At 48.5% G+C, this 13,074-nt stretch carries 15 protein-coding genes; 14 read left to right on the top strand and 1 reads right to left on the bottom strand.

From position 1 onward, the window contains the following. Position 1 precedes the first annotated feature (1 nt). The 14 genes from LK536_RS49240 to LK536_RS49305 all read left to right on the top strand — a co-directional run bounded on the left by LK536_RS49240 (position 2) and on the right by LK536_RS49305 (position 11,873). Positions 2–646 carry an adenylate kinase gene (locus LK536_RS49240; RefSeq protein ID WP_008726443.1) on the top strand — a complete coding sequence of 215 codons (645 nt, stop codon included), beginning with the start codon at positions 2–4 and terminating at the stop codon, positions 644–646. Between the two features lie 3 nt (positions 647–649). After that, positions 650–1,396, top strand: coding sequence for a type I methionyl aminopeptidase (map, locus tag LK536_RS49245; RefSeq protein ID WP_008726444.1), 747 nt, complete (start codon positions 650–652; stop codon positions 1,394–1,396). Positions 1,397–1,409: 13 nt separating this feature from the next. Then, complete coding sequence (locus LK536_RS49250) at positions 1,410–1,673, top strand: KOW domain-containing RNA-binding protein (RefSeq protein ID WP_008726445.1); 264 nt, start codon at positions 1,410–1,412, stop codon at positions 1,671–1,673. Between the two features lie 14 nt (positions 1,674–1,687). Next, positions 1,688–1,906 (top strand): translation initiation factor IF-1, encoded by a 219-nt coding sequence (infA, locus tag LK536_RS49255; protein ID WP_008726446.1) that lies wholly within the window; start codon positions 1,688–1,690, stop codon positions 1,904–1,906. 252 nt (positions 1,907–2,158) lie between these two features. Further along, positions 2,159–2,272, top strand: a complete 114-nt coding sequence (gene rpmJ / locus LK536_RS49260) for a 50S ribosomal protein L36 (RefSeq protein ID WP_003497809.1) — start codon at positions 2,159–2,161, stop codon at positions 2,270–2,272. 26 nt (positions 2,273–2,298) lie between these two features. Then, positions 2,299–2,667, top strand: a complete 369-nt coding sequence (gene rpsM, locus LK536_RS49265; RefSeq protein WP_008726447.1) for a 30S ribosomal protein S13 — start codon at positions 2,299–2,301, stop codon at positions 2,665–2,667. 88 nt (positions 2,668–2,755) lie between these two features. Then, positions 2,756–3,157 carry a 30S ribosomal protein S11 gene (gene rpsK / locus LK536_RS49270; RefSeq protein ID WP_007869284.1) on the top strand — a complete coding sequence of 134 codons (402 nt, stop codon included), beginning with the start codon at positions 2,756–2,758 and terminating at the stop codon, positions 3,155–3,157. A gap of 25 nt (positions 3,158–3,182) precedes the next feature. After that, the gene (gene rpsD, locus LK536_RS49275) at positions 3,183–3,776 is read left to right on the top strand and encodes a 30S ribosomal protein S4 (RefSeq protein ID WP_008726448.1); all 594 of its coding nucleotides are present in this window, start codon (positions 3,183–3,185) and stop codon (positions 3,774–3,776) included. Between the two features lie 165 nt (positions 3,777–3,941). After that, the gene (locus LK536_RS49280) at positions 3,942–4,904 is read left to right on the top strand and encodes a DNA-directed RNA polymerase subunit alpha (RefSeq protein ID WP_007869282.1); all 963 of its coding nucleotides are present in this window, start codon (positions 3,942–3,944) and stop codon (positions 4,902–4,904) included. A gap of 155 nt (positions 4,905–5,059) precedes the next feature. Further along, positions 5,060–5,596 (top strand): bL17 family ribosomal protein, encoded by a 537-nt coding sequence (locus LK536_RS49285; protein WP_008726450.1) that lies wholly within the window; start codon positions 5,060–5,062, stop codon positions 5,594–5,596. A gap of 228 nt (positions 5,597–5,824) precedes the next feature. Then, positions 5,825–7,069, top strand: a complete 1,245-nt coding sequence (locus LK536_RS49290; protein ID WP_008726452.1) for an N-acetylmuramoyl-L-alanine amidase family protein — start codon at positions 5,825–5,827, stop codon at positions 7,067–7,069. Positions 7,070–7,183: 114 nt separating this feature from the next. Further along, positions 7,184–8,179 carry a hypothetical protein gene (locus LK536_RS49295; protein WP_227796513.1) on the top strand — a complete coding sequence of 332 codons (996 nt, stop codon included), beginning with the start codon at positions 7,184–7,186 and terminating at the stop codon, positions 8,177–8,179. Between the two features lie 327 nt (positions 8,180–8,506). Then, a complete protein-coding gene (locus tag LK536_RS49300; RefSeq protein ID WP_227796514.1) occupies positions 8,507–9,931 on the top strand; it encodes an extracellular solute-binding protein in 1,425 nt (474 codons plus the stop codon). Next, positions 9,924–11,873, top strand: coding sequence for a diguanylate cyclase domain-containing protein (locus LK536_RS49305; RefSeq protein WP_227796515.1), 1,950 nt, complete (start codon positions 9,924–9,926; stop codon positions 11,871–11,873). Before LK536_RS49300 ends, LK536_RS49305 begins: the two co-directional genes overlap by 8 nt. 141 nt (positions 11,874–12,014) lie before the next feature. On the opposite strand, the gene LK536_RS49310 is transcribed toward LK536_RS49305, so the two are convergent. Further along, on the bottom strand, positions 12,015–12,947 hold the full coding sequence (locus LK536_RS49310; protein WP_227796516.1) for a LysR family transcriptional regulator: 933 nt from the start codon (positions 12,945–12,947) through the stop codon (positions 12,015–12,017). Positions 12,948–13,074: the final 127 nt, after the last annotated feature.

Genomic DNA, 13,074 nt, shown 5'->3' on the forward strand with positions numbered 1-13,074 from the left:
TATGAAAATCATCATGTTAGGCGCTCCGGGTGCAGGTAAAGGCACCCAGGCAAAAAAGATTGCAGCAAAGTATCAGATACCCCATATTTCCACCGGAGATATTTTCCGTGCAAACATTAAGAATGGAACGGAACTGGGTATGAAAGCAAAAGCATTTATGGATGCAGGCGGACTTGTACCGGATGAGATAACCATCGGCATGCTGCTTGACCGCATCCATGAAGCTGACTGTCAGGACGGATATGTACTGGATGGGTTCCCAAGGACCATTCCACAGGCAGAGAGCCTTACAACGGCCTTGGGCCAGATGGGGGAGTCCATTGACTACGCCATCAATGTGGATGTGCCGGATGAGGACATAATCAACCGTATGGCAGGACGCCGCGCATGCCTGGCATGCGGCGCGACCTATCATATTGTATATAACCCTCCAAAAAAGGAAGGCATCTGTGATGTATGCGGCCAGGAGCTGGTACTCAGGGATGATGACAAGCCGGAGACAGTTAAGAAGCGCCTTGATGTATATCATGACCAGACCCAGCCTCTTATCGAGTATTACCAGAAAGCAGGCGTTTTGGCTGAAGTAGACGGAACCATGGATATGGAAGATGTGTTCCAGGCCATTGCTAAGATTTTAGGAGCATAAAGAATGGTAACAATTAAATCAGAACGGGAAATTGAGTTAATGCGGGAAGCCGGGAAGATTCTTGCCAGCGTCCATGAGGAACTGGGCAAGGCAGTAAAGCCGGGCGTATCCACCAAAGAAATTGACCGAATCTGCGAAGAGATGATCAGGAGCCATGGATGTATTCCTTCCTTTTTAAACTATCAGGGTTATCCGGCTTCTGTGTGCATCTCCATCAATGACGAAGTAGTGCATGGAATACCGGATAAGCACAGATACCTGGAAGAGGGTGACATCGTCAGCCTGGACACAGGTGTCATATGGAAGGGTTACCAGTCTGATGCAGCCAGGACCCATATGATTGGGGAAGTGGATGCCCAGGCCAGGAAACTGGTAGAGGTGACGGAGCAGAGCTTTTTTGAAGGAATAAAGTATGCAAAAGCTGGCAATCATCTCAATGATATATCCAAAGCCATCCAGGAATATGCGGAAAGCTTTGGCTTCGGTGTGGTCCGTGACCTGGTGGGACACGGAATCGGGACAGAGATGCACGAAGCACCGGAAATCCCGAATTTTTCCCAGCGGCGCAAAGGCATAAAGCTGGCACCGGGAATGACACTTGCAATTGAACCTATGATTACTGCAGGTCGCTATGATGTAGCGTGGATGGATGACGGATGGACCGTTGTGACAGAGGACGGCTCACTGGCATCCCATTACGAGAATACCATCCTGATTACGGATGGAGAGCCTGAGATTTTATCGCTGTAGCAGAGGTGACCCTATGGTAGAGTTTAAAGAAGCCGGCCTGGTAAAAAGTTTGGCAGGTCACGACAAAGATGAACTGTATATCATAATCAGTGTCCAAGGGGAATATGTTAATCTGTCGGACGGCAGGAAACATCCCCTTAGTAAACAGAAACGCAAGAACAGGAAACACTTGCAGCTCACAAGTGAGTACGATGAAACCTTGAGGAAAAAGCTTACAGAAGGCGGGACGGTGAGCGACGGGGAAATAGCATCCTTTATCCGCACCCACAAGCAGTAGGAGGTAAAAAGAGAATGTCAAAAGCAGATGTAATTGAAATTGAAGGAACTGTAATCGAGAAATTACCAAACGCCATGTTCCAGGTCCAACTGGAAAACGGCCACCAGGTACTGGCACATATCAGCGGAAAGCTTCGTATGAACTATATCCGTATCCTGCCAGGCGACAAAGTTACCATTGAGTTATCCCCATATGATCTGTCCAAGGGAAGGATCATCTGGAGAGATAAATAAGCGACGTTTTTTGGAGCGCTACCCAAACGGAGCCAAAGGCGGAGTTCGGGTTTCCCGTTGGCACAGTGAAGCAGAAGTCCAGCGGCCTTGGAAAAGCCGAAGGCGGAGTTCGGGTTTCCCTTTGGCACAGTGATACAGTGCACCAGCTTTCGGGAAAAACAAAAAAACATAGATAAAAAGTGCTTGCATTTATCCTGAATTTTTGGTATAATGCTTGAGCAACTTTGTTGGTCTATAGAAAGGAGAATTACTGTGAAGGTTAGATCATCCGTAAAGCCGATCTGCGAAAAGTGCAAGATCATAAAGAGAAAAGGCAGTATCAGAGTAATTTGTGAAAATCCAAAGCATAAACAGAGACAAGGTTAATTAAAATTAGGAGGTGTAATACACACATGGCTCGTATTTCAGGTGTTGACTTACCAAGAGAAAAACGTGTTGAGATCGGTCTCACTTACATCTACGGAATCGGTAGAACAAGTTCCAACCGTATCTTAACAGAAGCTGGCGTGAACCCAGATACTCGTGTTAAGGATTTAACCGATGATGAGGTGAAGAAGCTGGCAACCATCATTGCTGAAACCCAGACTGTTGAAGGTGATCTCCGCAGGGAAATCGCTATGAACATCAAGAGGCTTCAGGAAATCGGATGCTACAGAGGAATCCGTCACAGGAAGAGCCTTCCGGTCCGCGGGCAGAAGACAAAGACCAATGCAAGAACCTGCAAGGGACCAAGGAAGACAGTAGCAAACAAGAAAAAGTAATTTAGCAACACGGTAACAGAATTCGATTTGCATGTTTTAAAAACAGGAAGAGCGAATTCAAGAAAATGAGAAAGTAGGTTAGTTTAAAATGGCTAAAAAAGTGTCCACGACTAAAAAAGTTACAAAAAAGCGTGTGAAGAAAAACGTTGAACGCGGACAGGCACATATCCAGTCATCTTTTAATAACACAATTGTTACATTAACTGATGCGCAGGGTAACGCCTTATCATGGGCAAGTGCCGGTGGTCTGGGATTTAGAGGTTCAAGGAAATCTACTCCTTATGCAGCTCAGATGGCAGCAGAAACTGCTACGAAGGCAGCTCTTGTACATGGCTTAAAGTCAGTAGACGTTATGGTTAAAGGTCCTGGTTCAGGACGTGAAGCTGCAATCCGTGCCCTTCAGGCATGTGGCTTGGAAGTGACCAGCATTAAGGATGTAACACCGGTACCACATAACGGATGCCGTCCGCCAAAACGTAGAAGAGTCTGATGAACTTAATTAGGAGGTAATTAAAGTGGCAGTAGATAGAGTTCCTGTTCTTAAAAGATGTAGATCCCTTGGACTGGATCCGGTCTATTTAGGAATTGATAAAAAGTCAAACAGAGAATCAAGAAGAACAAATAAGAAGTTAAGTGAGTACGGCATGCAGCTGAGAGAAAAGCAGAAAGCCAAATTCATTTACGGTGTGTTAGAGAAACCTTTCCGTAACTACTATGCAAAGGCTTCCAAGATGAACGGTATGGTTGGTACCAACCTTATGATCCTTCTGGAGTGCAGACTGGATAACGTACTGTTCCGCATGGGCCTTGGACGTACACGTAAGGAAACCAGGCAGATTGTTGACCACAAGCACATCCTGGTTAATGGCAAGCCAGTTAATATCCCGTCCTACCAGGTTAAGGCCGGCGATGTTATCGAGGTAAGGGAGAAGTATAAATCTGCTCAGAGATACAAAGACATCCTGGAAGTAACCGGTGGACGTCTGACTCCAGCATGGCTGGAAGTAGATCAGGAAAACCTGCGCGGCACTGTTAAGGAAATGCCGACCAGAGACGAAATTGATGTTCCAGTAAACGAAATGCTTATCGTCGAGTTGTATTCCAAATAATCCTGCCATTCTCTATAGATTGTACAAGGCATGCCTGTTCCTCGCCGGACAGGCGTGCTTTGCAGGACATGGACCCCGGACTTTCTTTGGTTTGGGTATGTTCTGCTGTGTGCAGGTTTTATATCCCTCGAGATTTGATAGAAACCCAAAAAGGAGGGGCTATTAGTGTTCGATTTTGAAAAACCAAACATTGAAATCGCAGAGATTTCAGAAGACAAGAGATACGGCAAGTTTGTAGTTGAACCACTTGAGAGAGGTTACGGCACTACGCTGGGCAATTCCTTAAGAAGAATCATGCTTTCTTCTTTACCCGGAGCCGCAGTGAGTCAGGTAAAAATCGATGGCGTTTTGCATGAGTTCAGTTCCATTCCTGGAGTAAAGGAAGACGTAACTGAGATTATTATGAACATCAAAAGCTTAGCGATCAAGAACAACAGCGATACCGATGAACCAAAAGTTGCATACATTGAATTTGAGGGCGAAGGTGTAATTACTGCAGCAGATATCCAGGCAGATGCTGATATTGAAATCATGAACCCTGACCAGGTCATCGCAACCTTAAGCGGCGGCACGGACAGCAAGTTCTACATGGAGCTTACCATTACAAAGGGCCGTGGATATATCAGCGCTGACAAGAATAAGAACGACGATTTACCAATCGGCGTCATTGCAGTGGATTCCATCTATACACCGGTGGAGCGTGTCAATATGGCTGTTACCAACACCCGTGTGGGACAGCAGACTGACTTTGATAAACTTACACTTGAGATATATACCAATGGCACCCTGGCTCCCGATGAGGCAGTCAGCCTGGCAGCCAAGGTACTCAGCGAGCATCTGAACCTGTTCATTGACCTTTCCGAGAATGCCAAGACCGCAGAGATTATGGTAGAGAAGGAAGACAATGAGAAGGAAAAAGTGCTTGAGATGAATATTGACGAACTGGAGCTTTCCGTCCGTTCATATAACTGCCTGAAGAGGGCCGGAATCAACACCGTGGAGGAACTGTGCAACAGGACTTCCGAGGATATGATGAAAGTCCGTAACCTGGGCCGCAAGTCCTTAGAGGAAGTGCTGGCTAAGCTGAAAGAGTTAGGCTTACAGTTGAATCCAAGTGATGATAACTAAGCACCAATAAAGTGATAGTTACATGTTAACACCCGGCCAGTAAGACCAAAGATGCGTGGCTGAGTAACCAATAAATGTTAAGTGGGCTTAAATGCCTGAACCAGTAAGTCCAATGAAGCATGGTGAAGGTGTTCCACTGATGGAGGAAAATTACAATGGCAGGATATAGAAAATTAGGAAGAACTTCCGACCAGAGAAAGGCTTTAATCAGAAGCCAGGTAACCGCACTGTTATATCATGGACATATCAGGACAACTGAGACCAGGGCTAAAGAAATCCGCAAGGTTGCAGAAGGCCTGATTGCAATGGCTGTGAAGGAAAAAGACAACTTTGAGACCGTTAAGGTTACTGCCAAGGTTGCCCGCAAGGACAAAGACGGCAAGAGGGTAAAGGAAGTTGTTGACGGCAAGAAAGTTACCGTATATGACGAAGTTGAGAAGGAAATCAAGAAGGATCTGCCTTCCAGGCTGCATGCAAGAAGACAGATGTTAAAGGTTCTCTACGGAGTGACCGAGGTTCCTTCCACACCAGCCGGCAAAAAGAAGAACACCAAGTCCGTTGACCTGGTAGCAAAGCTTTTTGACGAAGTTGCCCCTAAGTATACAGGACGCAACGGTGGTTACACCAGAATCATTAAGGTTGGCCCTCGTAAGGGTGATGCCGCAATGGAAGTTCTGATTGAATTAGTATAATGATGTGATTCAGATGACTGCAGATACGCATAGGTGTGTCTGCAGTTTTTTCGTTCCATGATTTTGTGTCAAAAACATCCCCCGGCCATAAAATTGACAGAACTTCGATAGAATAGAGAAAATATCGCAAGATAATCGTAAGTTGACGTAAAACTGCCTTCTGGGCTATAATGGAACCAGAAAAAGAATATTCAGGGGGATACCTGTTTTTGAGGAGGTTGAGATTTCATGAAAAACATGAAACGGTTATTATGTATGGCATTGGCTGCCGGTACACTGATGACAGCAATGCCCATGCAGTCTTTGGCTGCCAGCGACTATAAATATATCACCAACATTTCTTTGAAGGTGAGTATTGATTTGGATTCCGGGGATGAGATTAACAGCGGGGACAGTCTTGGTACCAGTTCAAGCGACAGCGGGAGCAAGGTTTATACATCTTCCAGTAAGTATGAGGTAGAGTCGGCCGAATGGTCCAATGACAGGGAGGTCGGTATTGGGGATACGCCCAAGATAACTGTTTACCTGGATCCCAACACATCCAGCAGCAGCGCTTATGAGTACCGGTTCCGCAGCAGTTACAGCGCCAGCAGCGTAAGCGTAAGCGGAGGTATTTTCGTATCAGCATCCAGGTCAGGGGACCAGCTGAAGGTGGTCCTTAAGGCAACCGGTATCAAAGGAACCTATGACCCGCCTGAGGATGCCGAGTGGGGCAGCAGCAGGGGCAGGGCCAGATGGGAAGAAGCAGAGAACACATCCGGATACTATGATGTGTATCTGTACAGAGGGTCTTCCGTGGTGAAGAAACTGGAAGACTACAAGGGTACCTCCTATAATTTCTACCCATATATGACCAAGGAAGGCGATTATTCTTTTAAGGTAAGGACGGTTCCCCATACGGATGAGGAGAAAAAGTACGGCAAGAAGAGCGAATGGACAGAGGCCGGGGATTTATATATTGCCGATGACGAGGTTTCGGACGGCAGCGGCCAGGATAATGGAGGCAGTACCCCCAGCGGCGGCAATACGGATGTCGGATGGCGCAAGGAAGGCGATTCCTGGTACTTCCGGTATCCGGACGGCAACATGCAGAAGAACGGCTGGCTGAAGTGGAATGACAAGTGGTATCTGTTTGACAGCACAGGCAGGATGCTGACCGGCTGGCAGCAGACCGGCGGACAGTGGTATTACCTGGGCGAAAGCGGGGACATGAAGAAGGGCTGGATAAAGAGCGGCAACATCTGGTATTACCTGAATCCCAATGACGGCGGACCGGAAGGCGCCATGGTCAAGAGCAGCTGGCTTACCATTAACGGCAAGACCTATTTCCTGAATGAAAGCGGCGCAATGGTAGAAGGATGGTATAAGGTAGAGAACAACTACTATTATTTCTATCCGGGAGACGGTTCCAAGGCCGTGTCCACATCCATTGACGGTTTCCATCTGGATGCCAACGGAGTATGGCAGCACTGATGGGATATATATGAATGATTGGATATATGAAGTTTGTGGGAACGATGTGAGGAAAAGTTGGGTGGCGGCATTTTTCATAGAAGATATCAAGAAGGATGGCTGAAAGGAGATACTATGAAAAAAAGCAGGTATTTAGTGACTGCTGCTGCAGCATTATGGATGGCAATTAGCCTGGGTATGACAGCCCAGGCTAAATCCACATATATGCTGGAGATAGCCAATCAATATGACAGCGAAGGGACCAGCAGGGATGATAATGACAGGAATAAGGTGCATCCCCTGGAACCGGATGTGTATGTGGAGGATGCTTCCTCGGATACCATTGAGATGCTGTCCGCAGTAACCTGGTCCAAAAGCCCTGAGGACTGGACAGCGGGCAGTGAGGTAACAGGCACCGTATATCTTGGAAGCAGTACCGGACTTAACAAGGGCAGCCTGGGGATTAAGGTGGCTGACGGCCGCAACGATGCGGAAATCACCTCTGTGAAGAAGTATACGGGCAGTAAGTATGAGACAGACCAGGATTATGTCTATACAGTCAGATTCACCTACCAGGTGGCAGCCATGCTTGGGAGCACCACGTGGGCTGGCTGGGACAGCGCCAATCCGTCGGTTGCATCCTGGAACAGTGTGAAGTCTGCCAATACCTACCGGGTGGTGCTCTATGATGACCAGGGTTCGGTGGTCAGCCAGATTGTGGAAGGGGCCACCTCCTATGACTTCTCACCGTTCATGACTAAGACCGGGGTACAGTACTACTTCGAGGTAACCGCAATTGCCCGTAATGGGAACCAGCGGGATTATCTGGAAGACGGCGCGCCGGTAAGTTCCTTAAGCTCCCAGGCCGCGGACCCGGGCATCACGGATGGCACCTGGGGGGATTACCAGCAGGGACGGCGTTTCACCTATAAGGACGGAACAGTGGCTGCCGGCAAATGGGAACGCATCATGAGCAAATGGTATTATTTTAATACGGATGGGTATGCGGTGACCGGCTGGAATGAGATTGACGGCAAATGGTACTATATGTATGAGGACGGCTCAATGGCGGCAGGTACGGCTACGCCGGATGGGTTCGCGGTTGGAAGCGACGGGGTCTGGACTGAGTAAGGGGCAGGGAAGTATTCATCTGCGATGGATTGGGATTAAGATATGCCAATTGCCGGCCAGGCCGTATGAATGGAATTGAAGGACAGTAAAATAAAAATGAGTCCCTGGAGAACAGTTGTTTTTTAGGAACTCATTTTTTCATGTTTTCTTTCTGAAAAAGTATCCGGACATATTGATTTGTCCGTCTTCATTACATATTTTATCTATACTACATATAAGAAAATCAAATAGACACCCGGATATCAATCGTGTATACTGAGAGTAAATGTAGTTAGTGCCGCCCGGCACTATGTTTCTGACAGTCTTGTATGGGAGCAGGGGGATGAAATGAAAAAAAGGGGATATTTGGCTGCGGCATTCATTTTATTGGCCGCAGTATTTGGCTTGTCTGGCTGTGGGGACAGGGAGAATGGCGGACTGGATCCCAAGTCACCTGCGGTCGTCACGGTATGGCATGCATATAATGCAGTGGCAAAGGCACAGTTTGATGAACTGGTCATGGAGTTTAATGAGACGGTTGGAATGGAGCAGGGGATTGTTGTGGATGCGGTGGGGTATGGTTCCAGTGAAGAGCTGGAGGACGTGCTTTATGCTTCTGCCAACCAGGTAATCGGTTCGGAACCATTGCCGGATATATTTGCTTCTTATCCGGATAATGCGTACCGGCTGGACAAAATCGCCCCTTTGGTCAACATGGATGATTATTTTACAGAGGATGAACTGAAGGATTACCGGCCGGAATTCCTGGAGGAGGGGATATGGGATGACGCGTCCTGTAAAATGATACCTGTATCAAAGTCCACGGAACTCTTATATCTGAATAAGACGGATTGGGAAAAGTTTTCCAGGGAGACAGGGGCATCGGATGATCTGCTTTACACCTGGGAAGGCCTGATAGAGGCTGCGGGTATGTATTATGAGTGGTCGGGAGGGAACCCCTTCCTGGGGATGAATTCATATAATGATTATGCCATCCTGACAGCTGCCCAGATGGGCACGCAGGTATACCGGGAAGTGGATGGAAACATGGAGTTCTGCTATCCTGAGGAGATTGCCAGAAAGGCCTGGGATGCCTATTATGTCCCGCATATACTCGGATGGTTTGAGAGCAGGGTATATAATCAGGATGGGATTAAAAGCGGCAGGCTGATGGCCTACATCGGTTCCTCGGCAGGCGCCGGGTTCTTTCCCAGGGAAGTGATAGAGGATGAGGATAAATCATATCCCATTGAATGTGCAAGTTTTCCCTACCCCACATTCCGGGGCGAAACTTCCTATATGACCCAGCGGGGCGCCAATATGGCTGTATTTGAATCAGACCATGTGCACGAATATGCCTCGGCCCAGTTCCTTAAGTGGTTTACACAGCCCGAGCAGAATATCCGGTTTGCGGTATCCACAGGGTATCTTCCCGTAAAGACGGCTGCCCTGGAATCAGTAGACGGGCTTTTAAAACAGACGGGTGATGCTGAAAATGCAGAAATGGTGGAACACAGTATAGAAACAGAGCTGAAAGCCATGAGGGAACAGGAATTCTACATCAAGAAGCCCTTTGAGGGTTCCTATGATATGAACCAGATATTCACCTCATCCCTGGAGAATAAGACTGCCCTGGACCTCCATGAACTGAACCGCCGGGTGGAAGAAGGCGGGAGCCGTGAAAAAGTGGAGGCAGGGCTTTTGGGAGAGGAGAACTTTAAAGCGTGGTATGGAAGCCTCATGAGAGAAATGGCTGGTAGAACGGATGGGTAAAAAAAATGTAAGCGGTTCAATTGCATTTAAACTGGCTGTGGTGTTTATTTTCTTTGCGGTTTTCCAGAGTATCCTCCTGGCGTCCCTGATGGTATCGGGAGGTGTCCTAAAGCAGGCCAAGGCGAACCAATACAGTATTTTTTCCGAAAAGGTCAATGGACGCAGTGATAACCTGGAAAATCAGATGAAGAATATCTGGACGAATCTGGATTATGATATGGAGCAGATCAGCCGGTATTTTGAAACAATGGAACAGGACGGTTCTCCTGAAAATGCGGATGCGATACTGGAAGAGCTGGCCCCCCTGGTTATGGACACCTTATTCCGGGCAAAGACAACAGGGGCATTCCTGGTGATGCCTGGTCAGGGGACGGAAGGGGACGGCGCTCTGCCTGCATTATATTTCCGCAATAATAATCCGGACCGGAACAGCAGGGAGAATTCCAATCTCTACATGCTGGTGGGGCCTTGGAATGTGGCGGAAAAGATGGAGATTGCCACCACCGCCAACTGGAGTTTCCGCCTGAATATGAATGGGTCCAACCGGGATTTTGTGTATAAGCCCTATGAGGCTGCCCTGGATCATGGAAAATCACGGTGGCTTGGGTATTGGAGCAGCCCCTTCCAGGTGAATCCACAGGATGAGGATGTGATTACCTACTCCACACCGCTGTTTGGGGCGGACGGAAGGGTGAAGGCCATATTCGGGGTGGAGATATCCGTGAATTACCTGTACCGCTTCCTTCCGGTTTCCGACCTGCAGACATCGGATTCTTACGGATATATCATAGGAATCAGGGATGGGTCAGGAGAGATAAGGGCAGCTGTCACCCATGGCGCCATGCAGAGGCGGATGCTTCAGGAAGGGATGCCCCTGGACCTGGTGGAGGTAGATCAGGGGAATTCCATTTACAGGCTTTTGAACCATAAAAGCAGCGAGGATGTATATGCCTGCCTGAATCCCATGGGCATGTACTACCACAACACTCCCTTTGAGGGGGAGGAGTGGTTCCTCATAGGGTTAATGGAAGGTCCGGACCTTCACCAGTTCCCTGAGAAGATAGGAAGGATCCTCAGCTATTCATTTCTGTCATCACTGATAATCGGATTCATCACAGCCATCATAACCAGCCAGTGGTTTACGCGCCATGCCAAACTGATTGAACTGGCAGGACTTCCGGTGGGGGCTTTTGAGATGCGGGCCCATTCCAAACGGGTCTACATGACCAGCCAGGTTCCGCGGCTTTTAAACCTTACCAGGGAACAGGAAAGAAGGTTCAGCAGGGATAAGGACCTGATGTGCGCGTTCTTAAAGGAACTTGAAGCTTCTGAGTCCGGTGAGGAGGGCGTCTACAGGATGTATGACATGGGGGAGGTCCGCTGGATTAAAATTGCCCAGAAAACATCAGGCAGCCCAATCCGGTGCGTGGTTGAGGATGTGACGGATGAAGTCCTCCAGACAAAGGCCCTGAGGAAGGAACGTGACTGGGATGGGCTTACCGGTGTTAAGAACAGGATGGCTTTTGGCGAGACCATGGAGCGGATGGGAGCACATCGGGAGGAGTACCAGTCGGTTGCGCTCATCATGTGCGACCTCAATGACCTGAAAGGAGTCAATGACGCATTCGGTCATGACAAGGGGGATGAGTATATCTGCGCAGCCGCAGAATGCATCAGGAAGGCATTTCCCGATGGGCATGTATTCCGTATTGGCGGGGATGAATTTGCCGTTATGCTGACCGATGTATGGCCGGATAAGGCCAGGGAAGGAATAAAGGTCCTGGAGGAGGGGATGGAGGCGTACAGTGACGGCTGCTGCTTTGATGCGTCCGTTGCGGTGGGGATTGCATTTTATGATCCGGATATGGATGCTGGACTGGATAATACATTGTCCAGGGCGGATGCCGATATGTATGCCAATAAAAGGAAGATGAAGCGGTGATAAGATAAAAGGCGGGAATAAGGAAGATGGTATTTTCCCTGTTCCCGCCTTTATTTTTATACAATGTTGCTTATGGGGCGGGGGAGTGCGCTACTGTAAGGTTTCCTGCCCCGCACCCGGTCCATACACCTGCTGTCCGCTTCACACCACGCTCTGGTTGTTCTGCAATGCCGCTGCGTGGTAATGTTCAATGGCCAGTTCGATGAAGGCTTTGCCGGCCTTTGTAAGGTAATGGCCTTTCTTATAGGTTGCGCACAGCTCCCAGAAGGGCCGGGAGGGAAGGTAGAAATAGGCCACGTCCTGCTGCTCCTTGGCATAGTTGTGGGTAATCAGGGAGCAGGCCATCCGGTTCTTAACCATGTTGCACAGGGTCAGGTTGCTGGACGTCTCGAAAAGGATGCGGGGCATGAATCCGGCTTCCTCAAAGAGGGGGTCGATGACGGTGCGCAGGGTGGAATTTTTAAACATGAGCACGAACTGCTGGTCCTTAAAATCCCTCAGGTCCGCGGTGGAAAAGGGCTGGCCCGGCGGATTGGCATGCTTTGCCAGGGGATGGGAGCGGGGCACGGCCAGAAGGATATTCTCATAGTAGATATGGACGTATTCATCATTGGTCTTGTCCTTCTCGCTGAGCGTGACAAAGCCCAGGTCCAGATATCCCTTGGAAATCATGGACTGCTGTGTCTTGACGCCGATTTCCTGAGGCTCTATGGTGATGTGGGGGAACTGCTGGTAAAACTTCGGGTAAATGCTCATAAGCATGCTGATGCCGCGCTCAGGCGTCAGGCCCACGGACAGGCGCCCCACCTTGTTGTCCGCCATGTCATTCAGTATGTCGTAGGCTTCCTGCTTCAGCATAAGGATCTGGCGCGCATACTTCACATAGACCTTCCCTGCCTCCGTAAGCCTCAGGTCATTCTTGCTGCGGTGGAACAGCTGGATGCCCAGTTCGCTTTCCAGCTTTAGCAGCTGCTGGTTCAGGCCGGACTGGGAGATGTAAAGGCGTTCCGCTGCCCGTGTTATACTGTTCTCGTCTGCTATCTTCACGATGTATTCCAATTGTTTTAAGTCCATATGCCCTCCATGATTCCTCTAATCGCACATGACTAAGTTTTACTTAGTGTTAAAATCGAAACTAGTAATTTGACTTAGTCCTATATATTTTATACAATAAAGATGTAAAAAACACAAGGACAAATTA

It is taken from the genome of Clostridium pacaense (assembly GCF_020709765.2).
GTDB classification, from domain to species: domain Bacteria; phylum Bacillota; class Clostridia; order Lachnospirales; family Lachnospiraceae; genus Enterocloster; species Enterocloster hominis.